The sequence below is a fragment of the Streptomyces dioscori genome (genome assembly GCF_003024195.1).
In the GTDB taxonomy this organism is placed as follows: Bacteria; Actinomycetota; Actinomycetes; order Streptomycetales; family Streptomycetaceae; genus Streptomyces; species Streptomyces dioscori.
In genome coordinates this window covers 198,154-222,252 of the sequence record NZ_KZ679056.1, presented here as the reverse complement: position 1 = coordinate 222,252, position 24,099 = coordinate 198,154, and the positions used below count along the sequence as shown (strand labels likewise).

The 24,099-nt window shown below is 68.9% G+C and carries 22 protein-coding genes and 1 riboswitch; of the genes, 7 read left to right on the top strand and 15 right to left on the bottom strand.

Going from position 1 to position 24,099, the window contains the following annotated elements:
- The first annotated feature begins 8 nt into the window (after positions 1-8).
- On the top strand, positions 9-272 hold the full coding sequence (locus C6Y14_RS37700; RefSeq protein ID WP_107021400.1) for a hypothetical protein: 264 nt from the start codon (positions 9-11) through the stop codon (positions 270-272).
- Here the strand turns inward: C6Y14_RS37700 and C6Y14_RS37695 are convergent.
- From C6Y14_RS37695 to C6Y14_RS37650, 9 genes are all read right to left on the bottom strand, one after another.
- Entirely contained in the window at positions 185-1,246 is a 1,062-nt protein-coding gene (locus C6Y14_RS37695) for a ribonucleotide-diphosphate reductase subunit beta (protein WP_107021399.1), read from the bottom strand. The genes C6Y14_RS37700 and C6Y14_RS37695 overlap by 88 nt on opposite strands.
- Positions 1,246-3,654: a ribonucleoside-diphosphate reductase subunit alpha gene (locus C6Y14_RS37690; RefSeq protein ID WP_107021398.1), complete on the bottom strand. Its 2,409-nt coding sequence runs from the start codon at positions 3,652-3,654 to the stop codon at positions 1,246-1,248. Before C6Y14_RS37690 ends, C6Y14_RS37695 begins: the two co-directional genes overlap by 1 nt.
- Positions 3,655-3,791: 137 nt before the next feature.
- Positions 3,792-3,980: riboswitch (cobalamin riboswitch) on the bottom strand.
- Between the two features lie 74 nt (positions 3,981-4,054).
- Complete coding sequence (locus C6Y14_RS37685) at positions 4,055-4,579, bottom strand: GNAT family N-acetyltransferase (RefSeq protein ID WP_107021435.1); 525 nt, start codon at positions 4,577-4,579, stop codon at positions 4,055-4,057.
- 38 nt (positions 4,580-4,617) lie between these two features.
- Positions 4,618-5,607: a nucleoside hydrolase gene (locus tag C6Y14_RS37680; RefSeq protein WP_107021397.1), complete on the bottom strand. Its 990-nt coding sequence runs from the start codon at positions 5,605-5,607 to the stop codon at positions 4,618-4,620.
- A 196-nt stretch (positions 5,608-5,803) separates the two neighbouring features.
- Positions 5,804-7,432: a monocarboxylate uptake permease MctP gene (gene mctP, locus C6Y14_RS37675; RefSeq protein WP_107021396.1), complete on the bottom strand. Its 1,629-nt coding sequence runs from the start codon at positions 7,430-7,432 to the stop codon at positions 5,804-5,806.
- Positions 7,429-7,722: a DUF3311 domain-containing protein gene (locus C6Y14_RS37670; RefSeq protein WP_107021395.1), complete on the bottom strand. Its 294-nt coding sequence runs from the start codon at positions 7,720-7,722 to the stop codon at positions 7,429-7,431. The genes mctP and C6Y14_RS37670 overlap by 4 nt, the downstream gene beginning before the upstream one ends.
- Positions 7,723-7,868: 146 nt before the next feature.
- On the bottom strand, positions 7,869-8,078 hold the full coding sequence (locus tag C6Y14_RS37665; protein WP_107021434.1) for a YbdD/YjiX family protein: 210 nt from the start codon (positions 8,076-8,078) through the stop codon (positions 7,869-7,871).
- Positions 8,050-10,203, bottom strand: a complete 2,154-nt coding sequence (locus tag C6Y14_RS37660) for a carbon starvation CstA family protein (protein WP_107021394.1) — start codon at positions 10,201-10,203, stop codon at positions 8,050-8,052. Before C6Y14_RS37660 ends, C6Y14_RS37665 begins: the two co-directional genes overlap by 29 nt.
- 286 nt (positions 10,204-10,489) lie before the next feature.
- A complete protein-coding gene (locus tag C6Y14_RS37650) occupies positions 10,490-11,254 on the bottom strand; it encodes a GntR family transcriptional regulator (RefSeq protein WP_107021392.1) in 765 nt (254 codons plus the stop codon).
- A 418-nt stretch (positions 11,255-11,672) separates the two neighbouring features.
- On the opposite strand from C6Y14_RS37650, the gene C6Y14_RS37645 reads away from it, so the two are divergent.
- The 4 genes from C6Y14_RS37645 to C6Y14_RS37630 all read left to right on the top strand — a co-directional run bounded on the left by C6Y14_RS37645 (position 11,673) and on the right by C6Y14_RS37630 (position 16,381).
- Positions 11,673-12,950: an extracellular solute-binding protein gene (locus C6Y14_RS37645; protein WP_107021391.1), complete on the top strand. Its 1,278-nt coding sequence runs from the start codon at positions 11,673-11,675 to the stop codon at positions 12,948-12,950.
- A gap of 87 nt (positions 12,951-13,037) precedes the next feature.
- Complete coding sequence (locus C6Y14_RS37640; protein ID WP_107021433.1) at positions 13,038-14,054, top strand: carbohydrate ABC transporter permease; 1,017 nt, start codon at positions 13,038-13,040, stop codon at positions 14,052-14,054.
- Positions 14,051-14,881, top strand: coding sequence for a carbohydrate ABC transporter permease (locus C6Y14_RS37635; protein WP_107021390.1), 831 nt, complete (start codon positions 14,051-14,053; stop codon positions 14,879-14,881). The genes C6Y14_RS37640 and C6Y14_RS37635 overlap by 4 nt, the downstream gene beginning before the upstream one ends.
- A gap of 9 nt (positions 14,882-14,890) precedes the next feature.
- Entirely contained in the window at positions 14,891-16,381 is a 1,491-nt protein-coding gene (locus C6Y14_RS37630; RefSeq protein ID WP_107021389.1) for a glycoside hydrolase family 3 protein, read from the top strand.
- A 313-nt stretch (positions 16,382-16,694) separates the two neighbouring features.
- Here the strand turns inward: C6Y14_RS37630 and nagB are convergent, their stop codons facing one another.
- Entirely contained in the window at positions 16,695-17,480 is a 786-nt protein-coding gene (nagB, locus tag C6Y14_RS37625) for a glucosamine-6-phosphate deaminase (RefSeq protein WP_107021388.1), read from the bottom strand.
- A gap of 568 nt (positions 17,481-18,048) precedes the next feature.
- Between nagB and C6Y14_RS37620 the strand changes: the two genes are divergently transcribed.
- Positions 18,049-19,524: a sensor histidine kinase gene (locus C6Y14_RS37620; protein ID WP_199855001.1), complete on the top strand. Its 1,476-nt coding sequence runs from the start codon at positions 18,049-18,051 to the stop codon at positions 19,522-19,524.
- 295 nt (positions 19,525-19,819) lie between these two features.
- Here C6Y14_RS37620 and C6Y14_RS37615 read toward each other — a convergent pair whose 3' ends face one another.
- Together C6Y14_RS37615 and C6Y14_RS37610 are read right to left on the bottom strand one after the other, a co-directional pair.
- Entirely contained in the window at positions 19,820-20,077 is a 258-nt protein-coding gene (locus C6Y14_RS37615) for a WhiB family transcriptional regulator (protein WP_016639615.1), read from the bottom strand.
- Positions 20,078-20,395: 318 nt separating this feature from the next.
- Positions 20,396-21,364, bottom strand: a complete 969-nt coding sequence (locus tag C6Y14_RS37610; RefSeq protein WP_107021386.1) for a diacylglycerol/lipid kinase family protein — start codon at positions 21,362-21,364, stop codon at positions 20,396-20,398.
- 159 nt (positions 21,365-21,523) lie between these two features.
- Here C6Y14_RS37610 and C6Y14_RS37605 point away from each other — a divergent pair, with 159 nt between their 5' ends.
- Positions 21,524-21,967 carry a hypothetical protein gene (locus C6Y14_RS37605; RefSeq protein WP_107021385.1) on the top strand — a complete coding sequence of 148 codons (444 nt, stop codon included), beginning with the start codon at positions 21,524-21,526 and terminating at the stop codon, positions 21,965-21,967.
- 55 nt (positions 21,968-22,022) lie between these two features.
- Here C6Y14_RS37605 and C6Y14_RS37600 read toward each other — a convergent pair whose 3' ends face one another.
- From C6Y14_RS37600 to C6Y14_RS37590, 3 genes are all read right to left on the bottom strand, one after another.
- Positions 22,023-23,168 (bottom strand): RNA polymerase sigma factor SigF, encoded by a 1,146-nt coding sequence (locus C6Y14_RS37600; RefSeq protein WP_107021384.1) that lies wholly within the window; start codon positions 23,166-23,168, stop codon positions 22,023-22,025.
- Positions 23,165-23,578: an ATP-binding protein gene (locus C6Y14_RS37595; RefSeq protein ID WP_055512819.1), complete on the bottom strand. Its 414-nt coding sequence runs from the start codon at positions 23,576-23,578 to the stop codon at positions 23,165-23,167. The genes C6Y14_RS37600 and C6Y14_RS37595 overlap by 4 nt, the downstream gene beginning before the upstream one ends.
- Before the next feature lie 251 nt (positions 23,579-23,829).
- Positions 23,830-24,090, bottom strand: coding sequence for a UBP-type zinc finger domain-containing protein (locus C6Y14_RS37590; protein ID WP_107021383.1), 261 nt, complete (start codon positions 24,088-24,090; stop codon positions 23,830-23,832).
- Between the last annotated feature and the right edge of the window lie 9 nt (positions 24,091-24,099).

Genomic DNA, 24,099 nt, shown 5'->3' with positions numbered 1-24,099 from the left:
GCGCGACAGTGGTGTCCCTGAATACGACACAGCTGGAAGGCCTGATCGGAATGCTCTTCGTCCTCGGAATCCTCGCCCTGCTCGTCCTCCCTTCGGTGTTCGGCATCGTGCGCGACCGGCGCATCGACCGTCAGCTCAGGGAGGCCGAGCAGGGCCCCGCGAACGAGCGGGGCCCCTCGGAGAATCAGAAGTCCTCGTCGAGGTCGACCGTCCCCTCCACCGCCACCTGGTACGCCGAGGGCCGGCGCTCGAAGAAGTTGGTCAGCTCCTGAACCCCCTGCAGCTCCATGAAGGAGAAGGGGTTCTCGGAGCCGTACACCGGGGCGAGGCCCAGGCGCTGCAGCCGCTGGTCGGCGACGCACTCCAGGTACTGCCGCATCGACTCGGTGTTCATACCCGGCAGGCCCTCACCGCACAGGTCGCGCCCGAACTGCAGCTCGGCCTCGACGGCCTCGCGCATCATGTCGGTCACCTGCTGCCGGAGCTCCTCGTCGAAGAGCTCCGGCTCCTCCTTGCGGACGGTGTCCACGACCTCGAAGGCGAAGCTCATGTGCATCGTCTCGTCGCGGAACACCCAGTTGGTGCCGGTCGCCAGGCCGTGCAGCAGGCCCCGGCTGCGGAACCAGTAGACGTACGCGAAGGCCCCGTAGAAGAACAGGCCCTCGATGCACGCGGCGAAGCAGATGAGGTTCAGCAGGAAGCGGCGGCGGTCGGCCTTCGTCTCCAGCCGGTCCAGCTTCTCCACCGAGTCCATCCACTTGAAGCAGAACTCGGCCTTCTCCCGGATGGACGGGATGTTCTCGACGGCGTCGAAGGCCGCCGCCCGGTCCGCCGGATCGGGCAGATAGGTGTCGAGCAGCGTCAGATAGAACTGGACGTGCACGGCCTCCTCGAAGAGCTGACGGCTCAGATACAGCCGCGCCTCCGGGGAGTTGATGTGCTTGTACAGCGTCAGCACCAGGTTGTTCGACACGATCGAGTCGCCCGTCGCGAAGAACGCGACCAGCCGGCCGATCATGTGCTGCTCGCCCGGTGACAGCTTCGCGAGGTCGGAGACGTCCGAGTGGAGGTCGACCTCCTCGACGGTCCAGGTGTTCTTGATCGCGTCCCGGTAGCGCTCGTAGAAGTCCGGGTAGCGCATGGGGCGCAGGGTCAGCTCGAAGCCGGGGTCGAGCAGGTTCTTCTCGGCCTTCTCGGTCCTCTCGGCCTGCTGGGCCTTCTCCGGTGCGTCAGGTGCGGTGGTCATTACTGGCAGGCCTCGCAGGACTCGGGGTTCTCAAGGGAGCAGGCGACCGCGTCGGGGTCGGCGGCCTGCTGGACGGGGATGGTCTTCTCGGGCCGCGCCTCGGGCACGCTCTGCGCCTGGGCGGCGCGGGCGATGCGGGTCGCCGGGCGCGAGCGCAGGTAGTACGTCGTCTTCAGCCCCGACTTCCAGGCGTACGCGTACATCGAGGAGAGCTTGCCGATGGTCGGCGTCTCCAGGAACAGGTTCAGCGACTGGGCCTGGTCCAGGAACGGCGTCCGGGCGGCGGCCATGTCGATGAGGCCGCGCTGCGGGATCTCCCACGCCGTGCGGTACAGCTCGCGCACGTCCGCGGGGACCCAGGTGAAGCCCTGCACCGAGCCGTTGGACTCGCGCAGCGCCTCCCGGGTCTGCGCGTCCCACACGCCGAGCTTCTTCAGCTCGGCCACCAGGTAGGAGTTGACCTGGAGGAACTCGCCGGACAGCGTCTCGCGCTTGAACAGGTTGGAGACCTGCGGCTCGATGCACTCGTACACGCCCGCGATGGACGCGATGGTGGCGGTCGGCGCGATGGCCAGCAGCAGCGAGTTGCGCATGCCCACCGCGGCGATCCGCTCCCGCAGGGCCGCCCAGCGCTCCGGCCAGTTCAGCTCGACGTCGTAGTGGTCCGGGTGCAGCACACCCTGGGCCGTACGGGTCTTCTCCCAGGCGGGCAGCGGGCCGTTGCGCTCGGCGAGGTCCGCGGACGCCTCGTACGAGGCGAGCATGATCCGCTCGGCGATCCGGGTGGACAGGGCGCGCGCCTGCGGCGAGTCGAACGGCAGCCGCAGCTTGAAGAAGACGTCCTGCAGCCCCATCGCGCCGAGGCCCACCGGACGCCACTTGGCGTTGGAACGGCCCGCCTGCTCGGTCGGGTAGAAGTTGATGTCGACGACCCGGTCGAGGAAGGTGACGGCGGTACGGACGGTCTCGTCCAGCCGCTCCCAGTCGATGTCCTGCGCGTCCGCGTCCACGAAGGAACCGAGGTTGACCGAGCCGAGGTTGCAGACCGCGGTCTCCCCGTCGTCCGTGACCTCCAGGATCTCGGTGCACAGGTTGGAGGAGTGGACCGTGTGGCCGGGCAGCGCCGTCTGGTTGGCGGTGCGGTTGGCGGCGTCCTTGAAGGTCATCCAGCCGTTGCCGGTCTGCGCGAGGGTACGCATCATGCGGCCGTACAGATCACGGGCCGGAATGGTCTTCTTGGCGAGCCCGGCGGCCTCCGCCCTGCGGTACGCGGCCTCGAAGTCGGCGCCCCACAGGTCGACCAGCTCGGGCACGTCCGAGGGGGAGAACAGCGACCAGTCGCGGTCCTCGTTCACCCGGCGCATGAACTCGTCCGGGATCCAATGCGCAAGGTTCAGGTTGTGCGTACGCCGGGCGTCCTCGCCGGTGTTGTCGCGCAGCTCCAGGAACTCCTCGATGTCGGAGTGCCAGGTCTCCAGGTAGACCGCGGCGGCGCCCTTGCGCCGGCCGCCCTGGTTCACCGCGGCGACCGAGGCGTCGAGGGTCTTCAGGAACGGGACGATGCCGTTCGAGTGCCCGTTCGTGCCGCGGATCAGCGAACCGCGCGAACGGATCCGCGAGTACGAGAGCCCGATGCCGCCCGCGTGCTTCGAGAGGCGGGCCACCTGGTGGTAGCGGTCGTAGATGGAGTCCAGCTCGTCCAGCGGGGAGTCGAGGAGGTAGCAGGACGACATCTGCGGGTGGCGCGTACCGGAGTTGAAGAGCGTGGGGGAGGAGGGCAGGTAGTCGAGGCGGCTCATCAGCCGGTACAGCGAGGCGACTTCGTCGACCGACCTGGCCGTGTCGTCCTCGGCCAGCCCGCTCGCCACGCGCAGCATGAAGTGCTGCGGCGTCTCGATGACGGACCGCGTGATCGGGTGCCGCAGCAGGTACCGGCTGTGCAGCGTGCGCAGCCCGAAGTAGCCGAAGCGGTCGTCGCCCGCGAGATCGATCAGTGTGTCGAGCCGGGCCGCGTGAAGGCCTACGAACGCGGCCGTGCGGTCGGCGATCAGACCCTCGCGGTGGCCGACGGCGACCGACTCCGAGAAGGAGCGCACGCCCTGCGAGGCGGCCTCCGCGGCGATGGTGACGGTCAGCAGCCGGGCGGCCAGCTTCGAGTAGACCGGGTCCTCGGAGATGAGACCGGCGGCCGACTCCGTGGCCAGCTCACGCAGCTCCGCCGTGTCCGCGGCGGCGGACCGGCCGCGCAGCGCGGCGGCGGCGACCCGGCCGGGGTCGGCACCGGGGAGGTCGGCGGTGAAGTCGGTCAGGATCCGCAGCAACGCGGTTCCCGGTCCGTCGGCCTCGGCCCTGTCCTGCTGGTCCCGGGTCGCTGTCGCGGAGACCGGATCGGCTGGCGCGATGGTCACGTGGGGCTCTCCCTCGCTCGGCACGGGGGCCTCGGCGAGAGGGTTCGGGGCACACGGGGGTACGCGCCCTGGGCAGCGGTACGCCGCGTCCACCGGCCCACTCCACGAGGCCCGGACGTCATGCACCCGGACCGGTCGGTCTGGGCGCGCTGTCGGCAGGTCCTCGGACTGACTCCCGTACGCGACAGGCGGGCATGCGGACATCTGATGTCAGACATCAGGCATCAGACATCTGGGCATGCGGGTATATCACGTACAAGTACACCGTTGCGGGACAGTTCCGGATTCGCACCGGATTCCCCTGCGACGACAGCGAGCATGAGCATACATCTTGTGTCGGGCTCCGGAAGCACCCCCACATGTTGTGTCGTGTCGGCTCCGGACGGTGTAGCGGAGCGTGTCAGAGCGTCAACTCGTAGGTGAGGAGCACGACGTCGTCCAGGTGCGGCACGGGGTTCCAGTCGCGGACGGGGGTACGGGTGAAGCCGAGGCGCTCGTAGACGCGGTGGGCGCTGTGCATGGTGCGCTGGGTGGACAGCACAACGGTTCCGCAGCCGGCCGTGGCGCGGGCCCGGTCGACGCAGGCGCGCACGAGCAGGGTCCCCACACCCCGGCCGCGGGCCTCCTTCGCGACCGCCAGCATCCGCAGCTCGGCCTCGCCCGCCCGCGCGATGTCGGCCATGGGCCCGCCGGACGGCACGAAGGTCACCCCGCCGAGCAGTCGGCTCCGGGCCCCCGCCCCGGTGCCCTCCACGGCCACCAGCACGTCGGCGGCGGCGGCGCGCCTCGCCACGTCCCGCAGTTCACCGAGGTAGGCGTCGCTCTCCCCGAAGTCGAGCAGCCCGTCCCCGAGATAGGCCCGCGCGGTGATCTCACCCAGCGCGGTGTACTCCCCGGGCTCCGCCCGTCTGATCACGATGTCCATGCTGTGCAGTGTGCAGTGTGCCGGTGGCTCGGGGCGTCTCAGCCCACGGTCGGCCACAACTGCAGGGTCGTGACGAAGTCCTTCGTGAAGTCGCGTGGGCCCGCGCCGAGGGCTACCCGGCCGGTGAGACGGGCCCGCGCGGTCAGCGCGGGCGACTCCGGGTAGTAGATCCGCCCGGCGGCCGAGGGCACGAACACGGTCTGGCCGCGCGTGAGTTCGGCGGCCGACTCGACGATGACCGCCCCCTCCGCGAGCGTCACGAACGACTCGTCCGCGCACACGCCCACGGCGAGCGGATCGTGCAGCGGACAGGTGCCGTCCCCGCCGCTGCCGCGGTACGCCTCCATGTAGACCCGCAGCAGCCGGGCGGCGAGCGCGGTGCCCGGGCCCGCCGCCTCCAGGGCCGCGAGGTCGGCGGGCCTGAACAGCCAGCGGTGCGAGGCGTCCAGATCGACCATGGTGAACGGGATGCCGGACGACAGGACCAGCTCGGCGGCGTCCGGGTCGGCCCACATGTTGAACTCGGCGACCGGCGTGATGTTCCCGGGCACGCGGGCCGCGCCGCCCATGAACACGAACTTCTTCACGCGCCGGGCGAAGCCGGGGTCCTCCAGGAGCGCGATCGCCACATTGGTGAGGGGGCCCGTCGCGCACACCGTCAGCTCGCCCTCGTACTCCCGGGAGAGCCGCAGCAGCGTCTGCGCGGACGACTCCGCCGGGTGCGCGGCCGTCGAGTCGGGCAGCTTCTCGTCGCCCAGCCCCGCGGGGCCGTGGAAGTCGGCGGCGACACGGTACGGGAGGCGGGTGAGGGGGCGGCCCGCGCCGCGGTGGACGGGGACGTCGGTGTCGATGCGCATCGCCCGCGCGAGGGCGCGGGCGTTGAGGTAGGTCTGCTCGGCGGGGAGGTTGCCGCCCACGGAGGTGTAGGCCTTCAGGTCCCACAGGCCGGTACCGAGCAGGTACTGGAGGGCTACGGCGTCGTCGATGCCGGGGTCACTGTCGAGGACGATGGGTGCGCGCGGGGTCACGGGCCCAGATTATCCGCCCCCGCCGCCCTTACCCGTTCCCGTCCACGCAGGGGGGCTGCGCCCCCTCGCCCCCTTTGTCCTCAAACGCCGGACGGGCTGGAAATCCAGCCCGTCCGGCGTTTGAGGACCGGGGGTTCGGGGGCAGCGCCCCCGAGTCAGTGACGGGAAGGGTAGGGGCGGCGGGGGCGAAAAACCCCTAGTGCCCGGCCCCCGCCGTCGCCGGCGGCAGGTCCACCTGGACTCCCTTGTCGCCGGCGTCAGCCGTGTAGTCCTCGGCAGAGGTCTCGTCGACCCCGTCCGGCGCCTTGACCGCCCGAAGGACGAACGTGAGCACCACCGTCACCACCAGGTTCAGCACGAACGCGGTGAGCCCGATGTACCCGATCTCCCCGATCCCGGGAATCTCCTTCGAGGACCCGCCGAAGTGCTTCTGCGTCGGCGAGGCCACCCCGTACGCGGCGACCGTCCCGTACAGCATCCCGACCGCCCATCCCGCGAGCAGCGCCCACCGGTGGAACCAGCGGGTGAACAGTCCGCCGACGAGCGCCGGGAAGGTCTGCAGGATCCAGATGCCGCCGAGGAGCTGGAAGTTGATGGCGACGGTCTTGTCCATGGTCAGGACGAAGACGAGCGCGCCGACCTTCACGAGCAGCGAGACCAGCTTGGAGACCTTGGTCTCCTGGGCGGGTGTCGCGTCGGGTTTGATGAAGTCCTTGTAGATGTTGCGGGTGAAGAGGTTCGCCGCCGCGATGGACATGATGGCGGCCGGCACGAGCGCGCCGATGCCGATCGCCGCGAAGGCGACGCCCGCGAACCAGTCCGGGAACATGGTCTCGAAGAGCTGCGGGATCGCCAGCTGCCCGTTGTCGACCTTGATCCCGGCCGCGATCGCCATGAAGCCGAGCAGCGCGAGCAGGCCCAGCATCAGCGAGTACAGCGGCAGGATCGTGGTGTTGCGCCGGATCACCTCGCGGCTGCGCGAGGAGAGCGTCGCCGTGATCGAGTGCGGGTACATGAAGAGGGCCAGTGCCGAGCCGAGCGCGAGCGTCGCGTACGTCCACTGGCCCGCCTCGCCCGGTACCAGGGAGCCGCGTGGCGCGCCGGTCGCCGGGTTGGTCTGGTTGTACGCCTCGCCCGCCTTGGCGAAGATCTCGTCGAAGCCGCCCAGCTTGATCGGGATGTAGATGATCGCGACCGCGATGACGATGTAGATCAGCGTGTCCTTGACGAACGCGATCAGGGCGGGCGCGCGCAGCCCGGACGAGTACGTGTACGCGGCCAGCACGCCGAAGGCGATGAGCAGCGGCAGGTCCTTGACGAACCAGTTGGTGTCCTCGCCGCCGCCGACGCCCATCACGTCGAGGACGGCCTGGATGCCGACCAGCTGCAGCGCGATGTACGGCATCGTCGCGAGGATGCCGGTGACGGCGACCGCGAGCGACAGTCCCTTCGAGCCGAACCGTCCGCGCACGAAGTCGGACGTCGTCACGTACCCGTGTTTGTGCGAGACCGACCACAGGCGCGGCAGGAAGGTGAAGATCAGCGGATAGACGAGGATCGTGTACGGGACGGCGAAGAAGCCGGCGGCGCCCGCCGCGTAGATCGCCGCCGGGACCGCCACGAACGTATACGCCGTGTAGAGGTCGCCGCCGAGCAGGAACCAGGTCACCCAGGTGCCGAACGACCGTCCGCCCAGGCCCCATTCGTCGAGCGTCTGCTCGCCGTCGGCCCGGCGCCAGCGCGAGGCAAGGAAGCCCATGACCGTGACGGCCACGAAGAAGAAGATGAAGACGGCGAGTGCCACGCCGTTCACGCCGTCCTTCATGCGGACGCGCCCCCGTTCTGCGACTGGCGGGCGGCCTTGCGGGCGCGCTGCTCACGGTTCCACAGCGTGAACGCCGTCATCGTGAGCGCGGTCGAGATGAGCACCCACAGCATCTGGTACCAGTAGAAGAACGGGATGCCGATGAAGGTCGGGTCGACCTTCGCGTACGACCCCACCCAGAGCATCGCCACGAACGGCGCGATCAGGCAGACGGCGATCACCACACGGACCGGTGTCACCACCGGTGGTTCCCCTTCGGGCGCTCTTGGCACATCCGGTGTTTCCGACATACGGCGGCTCCGTCCCCTCACTGATCACCTGTGCAACGCGCAGGAAATCTAAGGGACGGTTCCGCTTTATGGAACCCCCGTCCGCATAACGGATGCACCGTGTCGTCCGGCGACCGCGCACCCACTCGCACCCACACCGCACGGCGTCAGCAGCAGCGGAAGCCCTGCCGCGGATCCGCCTCCTGACGGTCCGTGCGCATCCGCTCGAACTCCCGCCGCGAGGGCACGTCCGCGTCGGCCCGCTCCGCGCGCAGATGCGCCACGTACCGGTCGTACGCGGACTCGTCGGTCAGCTCCCGTACGTACCAACGCACGCCCCTGGCCGCCCTAACCGCGTGGTTCAGCGCCGACCGCATCGCGTACCTCCTCCTTCTCCTCCTTGGTCGGGATCAGCCCGGCCGGAGCGACGATCTGGGACTCGACGTAGGGCGCCTCGCTGAGTGTGGAGAGCGCGGGACGGCGTACGTGCCGGATGCACACCCTCGTCGCGTCCGCGATCACCACGACGATGAGCAGGGCGAGCACCGCGGTGAGGACACCGTCGACCGTGGAGTTCGTGACGATCGTGTGCATGTCGTCCATGCTCTTCGCGGGTGCGACGAGCTCGCCCCGGTCGATGCCGTCCTGGTAGATCGAGCGCTGCTTGAAGAAGCCGACGCGCGGATCGCTGGAGAAGACCTTCTGCCAGCTCGCGGTGAGCGTGACCGTGGCGTCCCAGACGAGCGGGATCCCGGTGATCCAGGCCCATTTGAGGCGCCCGGACTTCACCAGCAGGGTCGTGCAGACGGCCAGGGCGACCGCGGCGAGCAGCTGGTTGGAGATGCCGAAGATCGGGAAGAGCTGGTTGATCCCGCCGAGCGGTTCATGGACGCCGACCCACAGGAAGTAGCCCCACAGTCCGCAGACGATGCCGCTCGTGATGATCAGACCGGGCTTCCAGCTCACATCCTTGAAGGGTTTGTAGAGATTGCCCAGCGTGTCCTGGAGCATGAAGCGGCCCACCCGGGTGCCCGCGTCGAGCGCGGTCAGGATGAACAGCGCCTCGAACATGATCGCGAAGTGGTACCAGAACGCGCGCAGACCGTCCCCGGTGACCTTGGAGAAGATCTCCGAGACGCCGACCGCGAGGGTGGGCGCGCCACCGGTCCGCGACAGCAGGGACGCCTCCTCGACGTCCTTCGCCGCGTCGGCCAGCTCCTTGGGGGAGATCTGGTAGCCCCAACTGCCCACCACCTGGGAGGCGTTCTGGACCGTGTCGCCGATGACACCGGCCGGCGCGTTCATCGCGAAGTACAGGCCCGGGTCGATGACGGACGCCGCGATCAGCGCCATCACCGCCACGGACGACTCCATGAGCATGGAGCCGTAACCGATCATCCGGACCTGCGTCTCCTTCTGGATCATCTTCGGCGTGGTGCCGGAGGAGATCAGGGAGTGGAAGCCGGAGAGCGCCCCGCAGGCGATGGTGATGAAGACGAACGGGAAGAGAGCGCCCGCGAAGACCGGCCCGTCGCCCCGCGAGGCGAAGTCCGTCACCGGGTCCATCCTCAGCGTCGGCAGCGAGACGACGACCCCGACCGCGAGCAGCCCGATCGTGCCGATCTTCATGAACGTGGAGAGGTAGTCGCGGGGCGCGAGGAGCATCCACACGGGCAGGATCGACGCGATGAACCCGTACGCCACCAGCCAGATGACCAGGGTCGAGGGGGCGAGCGTGAACGTGTCGGCCCAGGACGACTCGGCGACCCAGCGGCCCGCGACCAGCGCGAACAGCAGCAGCGCCACACCGATCAGCGACACCTCGGCGACCCGGCCGGGCCGCAGGACCCGCAGGTAGAAGCCCATCAGCAGGGCGATCGGGACCGTCATCGCGATGGAGAAGGTGCCCCACGGGGACTGGGCGAGCGCGTTGACGACGACCAGCGCGAGCACCCCGAGCAGGATGATCATGATGGCGAAGGCGGCGATCAGGGCCGCCGCGCCGCCGAACGGGCCGATCTCCTCGCGCGCCATCTGCCCCAGCGACCTGCCGTCGCGCCGGGTGGAGAAGAACAGTACGACCATGTCCTGGACCGCGCCCGCGAAGATCACGCCGACGATGATCCAGATGGTGCCGGGCAGATACCCCATCTGCGCGGCCAGCACCGGCCCCACCAGCGGACCGGCGCCCGCGATCGCCGCGAAGTGGTGACCGAGGAGCACGCGCCGGTCGGTGGGATGGAAGTCGATGCCGTTGTTGAGCCGCTCGGCCGGGGTGGCCCGGTTCTTGTCGACCCTCAGCACCTTGTACGCGATGAACTTCGCGTAGAAGCGATAGGCGATGGCGTACGAGCCGAGGGCGGCGGCCACCATCCAGGCGGCCGAGACCTCCTCGCCCCGCGAGAGAGCGAGCACGGACCAGCCGGCCGCGGCGATCAGCGCGACGAGGGTCCAGATGACGATGTTGCGGGGACGTGCCTTGCGGGGGCTGTCGGTGCGCACGGGTCGTCCTCCCGTCCATGAGTGACGGGAGGACGGTAGAACAGGATCCCCCTCAGCGCTACACCACGTACATCACCCAACCCCCACCAGCCCAACTAACCGCTGTCCAGCGGAGCTTGGAGCAACCCCCTCAGGGGCGCGGGGAACGGCGCAGTCTTTTGTCTTTAGGCGCGCGGGGAACGGCGCAGTCCTTTGCCTTTAGGGGCGCGGGGAACTGCGCGACCAGCCACAACGCACCCGCACCCGACAACGCACCCCAGCCCACCCCGCCCCACCCCGCCCCTCTTCAGTCCGTAGGCCTCTTCAACCGCGCAACGAACTTGTACCGATCCCCCCGATAAACGGACCGCACCCACTCCACCGGCTGCTGATCCTGATCGATCGAGTGCCGCGACAGCATCAGCATCGGCAACCCCACATCCGTACCGAGCAACCCCGCCTCCCGGGGAGTGGCCAGCGACGTCTCGATCGTCTCCTCCGCCTCCGCCAGACGCACGTCGTACACCTCGGCCAACGCCGTGTACAGAGACGTGTACTTGACCAGCGACCGCCGCAACGCGGGAAACCGCTTCGCGGACAGATGCGTCGTCTCGATCGCCATCGGCTCCCCGCTGGCGAGCCGCAGCCGCTCGATCCGCAGCACCCGCCCCCCGGCACTGATGTCGAGCAGCTCGGCGAGCGTGTCGTCGGCGGTGATGTACCCGATGTCCAGCAGCTGCGAGGTCGGTTCGAGCCCCTGCGCCCGCATGTCCTCCGTATAGGAGGTGAGTTGCAGCGCCTGTGACACCTTCGGCTTCGCGACGAACGTGCCCTTGCCCTGGATGCGTTCGAGCCGCCCTTCGACGACCAGCTCCTGGAGCGCCTGACGCACGGTCGTGCGCGAGGTGTCGAACTCGGCCGCGAGCGTGCGCTCGGGAGGTACCGGCGTACCGGGCGGCAGCGTGTCCGTGATGTCGAGCAGATGCTTCTTCAGGCGGTAGTACTTGGGCACGCGCGCGGTACGGATGGGGGCGCCACCCTCGTTCTCCGCACTGCTGACGTCGGTGCTCATACTCTGCCTTCCCGGCTTCGAGTGCCGATGCGGCCGACGTACGCGCCGGCCACGGCTCACATCGTGGCACGCCCAACCGTGCGAGTGTCCTCCCGCACGCTGCGTGATCTCCTCTATATACCGTCGGGGTCCCTTTTGGTCTAGTCCATAGTGTGCGCGGGGCGGCCCGGAGGGGCTGTCGCGACCTGCGTGGGCGCCCGTCCGATCTGTCACCCGTGTAGTGAAAGGTCCCTGCATATGTAGGTCGCGTAACGGACGGTCTGGAGCGGCTTTTTCACCCTTGACACCTCTCTAGGTCTAGTCCAAGCTCCCCGTACTGGTCTAAACCATTGAGGACCAGGTCCCAGCCCCACGGGCAGTACTCGTCGTAAGTCACGCGGTGGGCAGGGGGGTTGCTGGCATCCCTGAGGAGGATGACGTGAATCGCAAGCTCATCGCGGCCGTCGGTGTCGCGGGCATGTTGATGTCGATCGCTGCCTGTGGCGGCGACGACGGTGACGACGGCGGCAAGGCGGGGGCCGACGGCTACAAGGGCCAGACCCTGACCGTCTGGGCCATGGACGGCTCCACGCCGGAGGGCTGGACCAAGGACCTCACGGCCGCCTTCGAGAAGAAGACGAAGGCCAAGCTGAAGTTCGAGACGCAGCAGTGGAACGGCATCCAGCAGAAGATCACCACCTCGCTCTCCGAGGACAACCCGCCGGACGTCCTTGAGGTCGGCAACACCCAGACGCCCGCCTACGCGGCCACCGGCGGTCTCGCCGACCTGAGTGACCTCAAGGAGGAGATCGGCGGCGACTGGACGAAGGCCCTCAACGAGTCCTCGGTCTTCGACGGCAAGCAGTACGCCGCCCCCTGGTACTTCGCCAACCGCGTCGTCATCTACAACAAGAAGGTCTGGGCCGACGCCGGCATCACGGACGCCCCCAAGACGCGCGCCGAGTTCTTCGACGCCCTGAAGACCATCGACAAGAAGACCGACGCCGAGCCGATCTACCTGCCCGGCCAGAACTGGTACTTCTTCGACGGCCTGACGATCGGCCAGGGCGCCGACCTGGTGAAGAAGGAAGGCGACAAGTACGTCTCCAACCTCGCGGACCCGAAGGTCGGCAAGGCCATGGAGATCTACAAGGAGTACCAGTCCTACTCCAAGGCCCCCAAGGACAAGGACGAGGCGACCCCGCAGCAGGCCGAGGTCTTCGCCAAGGGCAACGTCGGCGCCTTCATCGGCATGGGCTGGGAGGCCGGCACGGCCATCGCGGCCAACAAGAAGATAGAGAAGGACATCGGCTACTTCACCATCCCCGGTGAGACGGCCGACTCGCCCGAGGGTGTCTTCCTCGGCGGTTCCAACTTCGCGGTCGCCGCGGGCAGCAAGAAGCAGGAGCTCGCCAAGGAGTTCCTGAAGCTCGCCCTGTCCGACAAGTTCGAGGGCGCGCTCGCCAAGGAGAACGGCGTCATCCCGAACAAGGAGGCGCTGCAGATCCACCTCGCGGGCAACGGCGCCGCCGAGGCCGCCGCTCCGGCCGCGGCCGGCGGTGGTACCACGCCGCTGATCCCCGAGTGGGCCGCCGTGGAGAACGACCCCAACCCGATCAAGGCCTACATGACCGCGGTCCTGAAGGGGAAGTCGCCCGCCGCAGCCGCCAAGCAGGTCGAGGCGGAGATCAACAAGCGGCTCGCGCAGAGCAGCTGATCACCCCCGTGCCGGGGACGGTTCCCTCCGTCCCCGGCACGCCGGCGCATTCAACTGCGAACCCCGATGGTGGAAGAGATGGCGAGCATGTCAGTGCAGACCGACCGCACGGACACAGGCACGGCCGCCGCGCCCGGTGTCCGTAAGACCGACGTACCCCCGCCCGACGACACAGGCATACGCAAGGGCAAGGGCGGGCGCCCGGCCGGAAGCCGCGGGGGCGCGTCCGCCCCGTACGCGCTTCTGCTGCCCGCCCTGCTCGCCACGGTGATCCTGCTGGGCTGGCCGCTGATCAAGAACGGCATGCTGTCGTTCCAGAACCTCAATCCGCGCCAGCTGATCCTCCACCTCACCGAGTGGAGAGGGTTCGACAACTACACGGACGTCCTGAGCAGCGCGGACTTCTGGAAGGTCGTCCAGCGCACGGTCGTCTTCACCGCCGTGAACGTCGTCCTCACCATGGTGTTCGGCACGCTCGTCGGCCTGCTCCTCGCCCGGCTGGGCAAGCGTATGCGGCTGGTCCTGCTGCTCGGCGTGGTGCTGGCCTGGGCGATGCCGGTGATCGCCGCGACCACGGTCTACCAGTGGCTGTTCGCCCAGCGCTTCGGCGTCGTCAACTGGCTGCTGGCCAAGGCCGGCTGGACGTCGATGGCCGACTACAACTGGTTCGGCACCCAGCTCTCCACCTTCTCCGTGATCACCCTGCTGATCGTCTGGCAGTCGATCCCCTTCGTGGCGATCAACCTGTACGCCGCCACGACGACCATCCCCAAAGAGCTGTACGAGGCCGCCTCCATCGACGGCGCCGGCACCTGGAAGAGCTTCACCTCCGTGACCTTCCCGTTCATCCGGCCGTTCCTGTGGGCGACGACCTTCCTCGAAGTCATCTGGATCTTCAAGGCGTTCCCGCAGATCTTCGCGATGAACAAGGGCGGCCCGGACCGGCTCACCGAGACCCTGCCGATCTACGCGTTCGTCGAAGGGCCGGGCAACCAGCACTACGGGATGGGAGCGGCGATCTCGTTCCTGACGATCCTCATCCTGCTCGCCCTGACGGCCTACTACCTGCGTACCGTTCTCAAGCAAGAGGAGGACGAGCTGTGAAGCGCTCCCTGATGGCCCGGCTGTGGCCCAACGCGACGGCCCTCGTCCTCTTCGTGGTCTTCACGTTCCCCGTCTACTGGATGTTCGCGACGGCGCTGAAGCCGACCGGCGACATCATCGCGGACACCCCGGTCTTCGTCCCGACGGACATCACGTTCGACCACTTCCAGAAGGCGCTCGACGCCGACCACTTCTGGACGCTCGTCGGCAACTCCCTGACGGTGACCGTCCTCGCGGTGGTCTTCTCCCTCGTCATCGGGCTGCTCGCGTCCTTCGCGCTGGCCCGGATGCGGTTCAAGGGCCGCCGCCACTTCCTGCTGACCTTCATGATCGCGCAGATGGCCCCCTGGGAGGTCATGGTCATCGCGATCTACATGATCGTGCGCGACGCGGACCTCCTGAACAGCCTCATACCGCTCACGGCCTTCTACATGATCATGGTGCTGCCCTTCACGATCCTGACACTGCGGGGATACGTCGCCGCCGTGCCGAAGGAGCTGGAGGAGTCGGCCATGGTGGACGGCTGCACCCGCAGGCAGGCCTTCGTGAAGGTCATCTTCCCGCTGCTCGCCCCGGGTCTCATGGCGACCTCGCTCTTCGGCTTCATCACGGCGTGGAACGAGTTCCCGCTGGTCCTGATCCTCAACAAGGACGCCGAGAAGCAGACGCTCCCGCTGTGGCTCTCCAGCTTCGAGACGACGTTCGGCGACGACTGGGGGGCCACCATGGCCGCGGCATCGCTCTTCGCCATCCCGATCCTGCTGCTGTTCGTCTACCTCCAGCGCAAGGCCGTCAGCGGACTCACCTCCGGCGCCGTGAAGGGATAACGCCACCCGATGACCACCATTGCCTCCGGCACCGGCACGCTGACCCGTGACGCCCTCGCCGTCCTGCAGCCCGGCTTCACCGGGACCTCCGCACCCTCCTGGCTGCTCCGGCGGCTCGGCGAGGGACTCACCTCCGTCGGCCTCTTCGGCCGCAACATCGCCTCTCCCGACCAGCTCGCCGCCCTCACCGCCCAACTGCGCGCGGAACGCGACGACGTCCTGGTCGCCATCGACGAGGAAGGCGGTGACGTCACGCGCCTTGAGGTGCGTACGGGATCGTCGTTCCCCGGCAACCACGCGCTCGGCGCGGTCGACGACGTGGCACTGACCGAGGCCGTCGCCCGCGAGCTGGGCCGCCGGCTGGCCGACTGCGGGGTCAACCTCAACTGGGCCCCGTCCGCGGACATCAACTCCAACCCCGCCAACCCCGTCATCGGCGTACGCTCCTTCGGCGCCGACACCGCGCTGGTGGCCCGGCACACCGCCGCGTACGTCTCCGGGCTGCAGTCCGCCGGGGTCGCCGCCTGCACCAAGCACTTCCCCGGCCACGGCGACACGGCCGTCGACTCCCACCACGCGCTGCCGCGCATCGACGCCGACCTGTCGGTGCTCCACTCGCGCGAGCTGGCCCCCTTCCGCGCGGCGATCGCCGCCGGCTCCCGGGCCGTGATGAGCGCGCACATCCTGGTACCGGCCCTCGACCCGGACCGTCCCGCGACCCTCTCCCGCCGCGTCCTCACCGGACTGCTGCGCGAGGAACTCGGCTTCGACGGGCTGATCGTCACCGACGGCATGGAGATGCAGGCCATCTCCGCGACCTACGGCATCGAGCGGGGCAGCGTCCTCGCGATCGCCGCGGGCGCCGACGCGATCTGCGTGGGCGGCGGACTCGCCGACGAAGCGACGGTCCTGCGACTGCGGGACGCGCTGGTCACGGCGGTCCGCACGGGCGAACTCCCCGAGGAACGCCTGGCGGACGCGGCGGCCCGGGTCCGCGCCCTGGCCTCCTGGACGACGTCGGCCAAGAACACGCCCGCGCCCCTGACCACCGCAGCCCCCGACATCGGGCTGGTGGCGGCCCGCCGGGCGCTGACGGTCACCCGCGGCAGCGACTGCACACCCCTCACCGAGGCCCCGTACGTCGCCGCTCTCACCCCCGTCGCGAACATCGCCGTCGGGGACGAGACCCCCTGGGGCGTCGCCGCCGAACTGCGACGCGTGCTGCCGGACACGGAGACCGGCAGTTTCACGGGGGAGGGGGCTGGGGCGGAGGTACTCGCGGCCGCCGGGTCGCGCCGCGTGGTCGCCGTGGTCCGCGACGCCCACCGCCACGCCTGGATGGCAAAGGCCCTCGACACCCTGATCGCGTCCCGCCCGGACACGATCGTGATCGAAATGGGCGTCCCCCAGGCCCCACCCCGAGGCACCCTGCACATCGCCACACACGGAGCGGCCCGAGTCTGCGGCCTGGCAGCAGCGGAATCTCTCACAACGCCCTGAGCCGCAACGGCCGCTTGTAGGGGCGCGGGGAACGGCGCGCCCAGCCACTACGCTCCCGCACCCGGCAACGGGCCTTTTAAGGGGCGCGGGGAACTGCGCGGCCAGCCACATCGAACCCGCATCCGACAACGCACCATCGCCCGCAGGGCACAAGAAGGGTCCGGGTTCACCACGGGGGAACCCGGACCCTTCGTATCCGCCCGGCTACCGCAGGTGCGTCGTCGGCTACAGGAACGTCGAGGCTGGCCGCGCAGTTCCCCGCGCCCCTAAAAGCCCGTGGCCGGCCACACAGCACCCCGCGCCCCTTACGGGCCTAGATGCCCTGCCAAGCCGGCTTGTTGGAGTAGGTATGCCGGAAGTATTCCGCCAACTTCAGCTTGGACGCGGCACCCTCATCCACCACAACCGTCGCATGCGGATGCAGTTGGAGCGCCGAGGCCGGACACACCGCAGCCACAGGCCCCTCCACGGTCGCCGCCACCGCGTCGGCCTTGCCCTCACCCGTGGCCAGCAGCACGAGATGCCGCGCCTCCAGGATCGTCCCGATCCCCTGCGTGATCACGTGATGCGGCACCTGCTCGATGTCGCCCTCGAAGAACCGCGCGTTGTCCACCCGTGTCTGCTCGGTCAGCGTCTTGATCCGCGTACGGGAGGCGAGTGAGGAGCACGGTTCGTTGAACCCGATGTGCCCGTCGGTCCCGATCCCGAGCAGCTGGAGGTCGACCCCGCCCGCCTCGGCGAGCGCCCGGTCGTACGCCTCGCACGCGGCCCGCACATCCTCCGCGGTCCCGTCGGGCCCCATGAACGCGTCCAGGTCGAGCCCCAGCGGCTCCAGCACCTCGCGCCGCAGCACGGACCGGTACGACTCGGGGTGCTCGGCCGGCAGCCCCACGTACTCGTCGAGCTGCGCGACCCGCGCCCGCGAGACGTCCACGCCGCCGGCGTCGACCGTCGCCGCCAGCGCCTGGTAGATGGGCAGCGGCGTCGAACCGGTGGCCACCCCGAGCAGGGCGTCGGGCTTGCGCCGGAGCAGCTCCGCCATGGCTCCGGCAATGAGCTCGCCACCCGCCTTGGCGTCCGAAACGATGACAACTTCCACGTTGGGCCTGCCGTTCTGAAGGGGGAACTCACCTGCGTATGTGGTATAGACCAATCTAGCAGAGCGCTCCTCTTCAGTCGCGTCTTCGCGGACGGCTCTCTGTGCGACCGGGAATCGCCGAAGGCCGCGTAGAGGCTGGAGGCGCCGGCGCAACTCGCCATGCGCATCCGGCCCCGCCCGTGAACCGGCCGGGGTTAGGCTGCGTGGTGCAGGTAGGACGTGAGTTGTTGGATTAGTGGACAACAACAAACATCCGACAACGCATGGACAGCCGTAGTGGTCTAGTCCAGAATCATAGGCAAAGCCCACATGCGCAGCTGAATGACCAAGCCTCCGCCTTCCCCGCACAGGAAGGCGGATCGAGGAGCCGGCGCTCTCTGCCCTGACTGCACCGGGTCCTCATCCTCGGCCGATCGGGACCGCACACCCCGCGGCCGATGTTGCTCCGGGCTGCGGTGCCGGGAGGGTTGAGGGTCCCTCTCAGGCGCCGCGGCCCGCGGGTGTCTCCGGGACCCTTACGGGTGGCTGATTTCGGGTCTTGTCGTACCTGACGGGTACGCTCGCACATGTGCCCTCCATGAACGACCTCGTACGCCAGCACACCGCACTCGGTGACTCCGACCTTGAGTGGCTGCATCTGCTGGTCTCGGAGTGGCAGCTGCTCTCCGACCTCTCCTTCGCCGACCTCGTCCTGTGGGTCCCGACCCGCGACGGCACCCGCTATGTCTCGGTCGCCCAGATGAGGCCCAACACCGGCCCCACCTCGTACCAGGACGACATGGTCGGCCACCTCGTCCCGCGCGGCCGGCGTCCCATGCTGGACGCGGCCCTGGACGAGGGCCGGATCGTGCGCGAGGGCGACCCGGAATGGCGCGAGGAGGTCCCCGTACGGGTGGAGTCCATCCCCGTACGAAGGGAGGGCCGCGTCCTCGGGGTCATCGCCCGCAACACCAACCTGCTCACGGTCCGCACGCCCTCCCGGCTCGAACTGACCTATCTGCAGAGCGCGTCCGACCTCGCCCAGATGATCGCGGCGGGCTCCTTCCCGTTCCCGAACCAGCAGGTCGACATGGACGCCTCGCCGCGCGTGGGTGACGGCCTGATCCGGGTGGACGCGGACGGCGTCGTCCAGTACGCGTCACCGAACGCGCTGTCGGCGTACCACCGGCTCGGTCTCGCCGCCGACCTGGTCGGCCATCACCTCGGCCAGACCACCGCCGAACTCGCGCCATCCCGGGGGCCCGTGGACGAGGCGCTGGAGAAGGTCGCCAGCGGCTGGGCGCCCCGCGAGTTCGAGATCGAGAGCAACGACGGCGTGATCCAGTTGCGCGCGATCCCGCTGAAACCGAAGGGCACGCGCGTCGGTTCCCTGGTCCTGCTGCGCGATGTGACCGAACTGCGCCGCCGCGAGCGCGAGTTGATCACCAAGGACGCGACCATCCGGGAGATCCACCACCGGGTGAAGAACAACCTCCAGACGGTCGCGGCCCTGCTGCGCCTCCAGGCCCGCCGTATCGAGTCCGACCGGGGCCGTGAAGCCCTCGAAGAGGCGGTGCGCCGGGTCGGCTCCATCGCCATCGTGCACGAGACGCTGTCCCAGAATCTGGACGAGCGTGTGGAGTTCGACGAGATCGCCGACCGGGTGCTCGCCATGGTCGCCGAGATCTCGCCGGGCAAGGTCGTCGGCCGGCGCACGGGCCGCTTCGGCATACTCGACGCCGAGGTCGCGACCCCGCTCTCCATGGTCCTCACCGAGATCCTGCAGAACGCACTGGAGCACGGCTTCCGTGAGGGCGAGCGGGGCACGGTCGAGGTGTCCGCGGTCCGCGGCGGCACCTCGAAGGAGAACCGCCTGCTGGTCACGGTCCAAGACGACGGGGTGGGTCTGCCCGAGGGCTTCGACCCGCACCGCTCCGGCAATCTCGGCCTGCAGATCGTACGGACCCTCGTGGAGGGCGAGCTGGGCGGCACCTTCGACATGGTCCCGGCCCCGGAGCGCGGCACCCAGGTCGTCCTGGACCTTCCGGTACGAACCCCGAAGTAGCCCGAGCCTCCCGCCGACCCCTCCCGCCAGCCCCTCCCGTACCACTGGCACCTTCCGCACCACTACTTCACGAACACGCTGCGTAACCTTCACCGGAATGAGCGCGCGATGAGCAGGCGATGAGGGCGCGGTGCGGGTGCGGTGAGCACAGCGATGAGCCCCGGACCACTGAGTGGTCCGGGGCTCAAAGTGTCATTCGATTGCGCATCGGGGGTACTGCGCGCTGCGGCTCGGGGGCGGGAGATGCGTACACGCTGTACGCGCCGCCAAGCTCAGGCTGTTGCGGGGTGGGTTGTCAGGCGGAAGCCTGACGGGCCCGGTTGCGGGCGGCGCGGCGCTTCATTGCGCGGCGCTCGTCCTCGCTGAGACCACCCCAGACGCCGGAGTCCTGGCCGGACTCAAGCGCCCACTGCAGACACTGCTCCATGACGGGGCAGCGACGGCAAACGGCCTTGGCTTCCTCGATCTGCAGCAGCGCAGGACCGGTGTTGCCGATGGGGAAGAAGAGCTCGGGGTCTTCCTCGCGGCAAACGGCGTTGTGACGCCAGTCCATGGCTGCTACCTCTCCTTGGTATTACATGCACGTTGCTTGTGAATGTGAACGCTTTCACGAATCCCTCAACAAGTGAAGGGCCGACTACCAGACGGACTGGTGTGGTCCTTTGAAGTGAGGAGGGGTTCCGGCGCTCTGTGGGGGCGATGTTGCGGCCCGTCCCGAGCGCCACGTAGAGACTCGCAAACCTCAGCGGCGGATACAACCCCTACCGGAAAGTTTTTTTTGATTCCTCGGTGTCGACTAGGTCACAGCCGTACTTCCATGGGGTGGATCCTGGCCTAAACGTTCGAGTGGAAGGACTTTAGCCCGTTCCGCTCACACAATCACACGCAGTGCACGGCGAACGCCTGTGAACGCGACGCTCGTACGCAGTCCAAGGTGGTCGCCGTCCATCTGGAGGGGGAGTGGGACCTTCGAATGCAAGGTGAAGTCCGTCAGATCGTGCAGGGACACCGCGTGCTTGCCATGGGGGCCGCGCTCGGGGGACGAAGTGAGCAACTGGGTGCCATACCGGGCAACCGCGGTCGTCGACATCCGGCTGAGACCGAGTACGTCGAGCCCGGTATCGAACGAGGCCTTAGGTGACGCGTACACCGGGCGATTACCCAGATACGTCCACGGGGAGGTGTTGCAGACTATCGACAGCACCAGATCGGTCACCGGGTCGCTGCCCGGCCGCTCCAGCGTGATCGTGCCGCGGCGTCGATGGGTCTCACCGAAGAACTGGCGCATCGCCTGACGCAGATAGAGCGAGTGCGTGGAGCGTTTGCCGCGTTCGCGGTGCTGTTCGACCCGGCCGACCACGCCGGCGTCGAAGCCGAGTCCCGCGTTGAAGGTGAACCAGCGGGAGGGGACACCCTCGTCCTCGCTGCCCGGTGTGCCCGCGGCGAGGCCGAGGCCCACCGTGCGCTCCCGGCCCTCGCGCAGGGCGTCCAGCAGGGCGCCCGTCGCCTCGACGGCGTCGTTGGGCAGGCCCAGGGCGCGGGCGAAGACATTGGTGGAGCCGCCGGGGACGACGGCGAGGCCGGGCAGCCGGTCGGGGTCGGGGCCGCTGTGCAGCAGACCGTTCACGACCTCGTTGACCGTGCCGTCGCCGCCGAGGGCCACGACCAGTTCTATGTCCTTGCTCTCCGCGGCCTGCCTGCCGAGGTCTCTCGCGTGACCGCGGTACTCGGTGGTGACCGCTTCGAGTTTCATCTCGCTCGCCAGCGCGTGGATCAGGACGTCACGCGTGCGTGCGCTGGTGGTGGTAGCTGCCGGATTGACCACAAGAAGTGCACGCATGCGATGCAGCGTACCTACCGCGCGGTACTCGTCCCATACCGAGGTGAGGATCAGGTGAGAGCGGGACGGCTCGCCGGGTGCCCTGCTGGACGCGCCCCCGAACGCCCGGGGGCACACGGCGGCCGTGGGCGGCCGGCGGGCGAGGGCTACCCTGCAGGGGTGAGTCCTGAGCAGAATCCCACCCCGGAAAACGTCGGCGCCGAACCCCGCCCCGGACGGCTGACCATGGCCGCCGCGCTCGTCGCGCTGGAGGGGGTCGCCCTCGTCGCCGGGGGTGTCTACCTGCTGGTGATGGGCCTCACCGGCCATCCGGACGACCGGAGCCAGGCGGTCACCGGGGGTGTGACGCTGATCGCGCTCGCCCTGCTGCCCCTGCTGGCCGCTCGGGGGCTGCTGCTGCGACGCAGTTGGAGCCGGGGGCCCACGATCATCACGCAGATCATGGCGCTGCCCGTCGCGTACAACCTGCTCCAGGCCGACAGTCTCGCGATCCCCGGGGGGATCGCCCTGGCGGTGGTGGCGGTCGCGACGCTCGTACTGATCCTGAACCCGGAGACGACGCGGGCCCTGGGAATCACCGGGCCCGGCGCGGCGAGGGAGTAGAGCGAACGGTGGTCCGCCGCGCCCCTGACGGGGCGCGAGCCGTGTGACGTGCCGCCTACTCCTCCACCAGCAGCTTCTCGCGGAGCTGGGCCAGGGTCCGGGCCAGCAGCCGGGAGACGTGCATCTGGGAGATGCCGACCTCCTGGGCGATCTGCGACTGGGTCATGTTCGCGAAGAAACGCAGCAGCAGAATGCGCTTCTCGCGCGGGGGCAGGTCCTCCAGGAGCGGCTTGAGGGACTCCCGGTACTCGACGCCCTCCAGGGCCTCGTCCTCGGAGCCCAGCGTGTCCGCGACGGCCGGGGACTCGTCGTCCGTGTCGGGGACGTCCAGGGACAGCGTGGAGTAGGCGTTGGCCGACTCCAGGCCCTCCAGGACCTCCTCCTCCGAGATGCCCAGTTTCTCGGCCAGCTCGTGCACGGTTGGGGAGCGGCCGTGCTGCTGCGAGAGTTCCGCGGTCGCCGTGGTCAGCGCCAGCCGCAGCTCCTGCAGCCGGCGCGGAACCCGTACCGCCCAGCCCTTGTCCCTGAAGTGCCGCTTGATCTCACCGACGACCGTGGGGGTCGCGTACGTCGAGAACTCGACGCCGCGCTCCGGGTCGAACCGGTCGACCGACTTGATCAGCCCGATGGTCGCGACCTGCGTGAGGTCGTCCAGCGGCTCGCCGCGGTTGCGGAAACGGCGGGCGAGGTGCTCCACGAGCGGCAGATGCATACGGACCAGCTGATTGCGCAGCTCCGCGTACTCCGCGCTGGTGCCGTCCAGTTCACGCAGCTCGATGAACTTGGCCCGCGCCCCGCTCCTGTTGTGGGGGTCGTGGTGTGATCCCGACGCGCCGTTGTCGGCGTTCCGCTCGTGTTCGTGCTGCTCGCTCATGATCCCGCCCGTCACCCGCCGCCGCCCTTCCAAGGACGTCCCCCCAGACTCCGTCCGGGGGGACCCCCACTGCGCGGCAACGTCTGGATCCTGTCGCCCGTCACTGCCGGAAAGCGCCTCGCGCTCGTCCTGGTCGACCGGCTCTCCCCGAGCCGTCCCGGCCGCCGGGGAACTGCCGTCCTCCGGGTGCGGCCGGGCCTGCTGCTCGGGGATGCCGTCGACGCCTTCCGCCAGACGCCGGGGCCCGCCCGGGTCGCCTTCGCCCCCGGCGGACAGTTCCCGTGTGCCGCGCTCTTCGTCCCGCACCGGCCCGTCCCCGTTCCTCACGCCGGCCCGGGTCCCGCGCCGCGCTGTTTGTAGAGGCTGATCGAAACGGTTTTGTCATCGGCCACCGAGGAGGACACCTTGCCTGCGAGGGCCGACAGCACGGTCCAGGCAAAGGTGTCCCGCGCGGGGGCGTGGCCGTCGGTGGTCGGGGCCGAGACAGTCACCTCAAGCGAGTCGTCGATCAGGCGGAAGACACAGCTGAGCACGGAGCCCGGCACCGCCTGTTGCAGAAGGATCGCGCACGCCTCGTCCACGGCGATACGCAAATCCTCGATCTCGTCGAGGGTGAAGTCCAAGCGCGCCGCGAGGCCGGCCGTGGCCGTACGCAGCACCGACAGGTAGGCACCCGCAGCCGGCAGCCGGACTTCCACGAAGTCCTGGGTCGCGGGCTCGCCTGCGATCTGGGACACCCTCACCTCCAAGGTGGTACAAGCTCTTTCGGGGGCCGAGGGTCGCCCCCCGGGGTAACGCGCTACGTGTTTCAGCGGTGACGCTATCGCGCTCTCAGGTTTCCTGTCCCCGGGACCCCAACCCCTTGCTGTCACTCATAGTAAACCTATGTATACGCACAGTGGCTAGGGGTCTGCGGGCCCAATTGGGAAGAGGGCGCGCCGGATTGACGTACCCAGACGTCAGAGCATCGAACCGTCCGGAACCCACGTCACACCAGCACGTGGTCGACGAAGCACCAGCGCCAGCTCTCGCCGGGCTCGAAGGTCCGCATGATCGGATGCCCCGTCTCTTTGAAATGCTCTGTGGCGTGCCGCATCGGCGAAGAGTCGCAGCAGCCCACGTGACCGCAGTCCAGGCACAGCCGTAGCTGTACCGGGTGCGAGCCCGCCGCCAGGCATTCGAGGCAGGTGTCGCTCAGCGGCGCGGGTTCCGGCTGCGGCAGCGCGTCGGCGTGCGTGCACTGTTTCATGATTGCCAG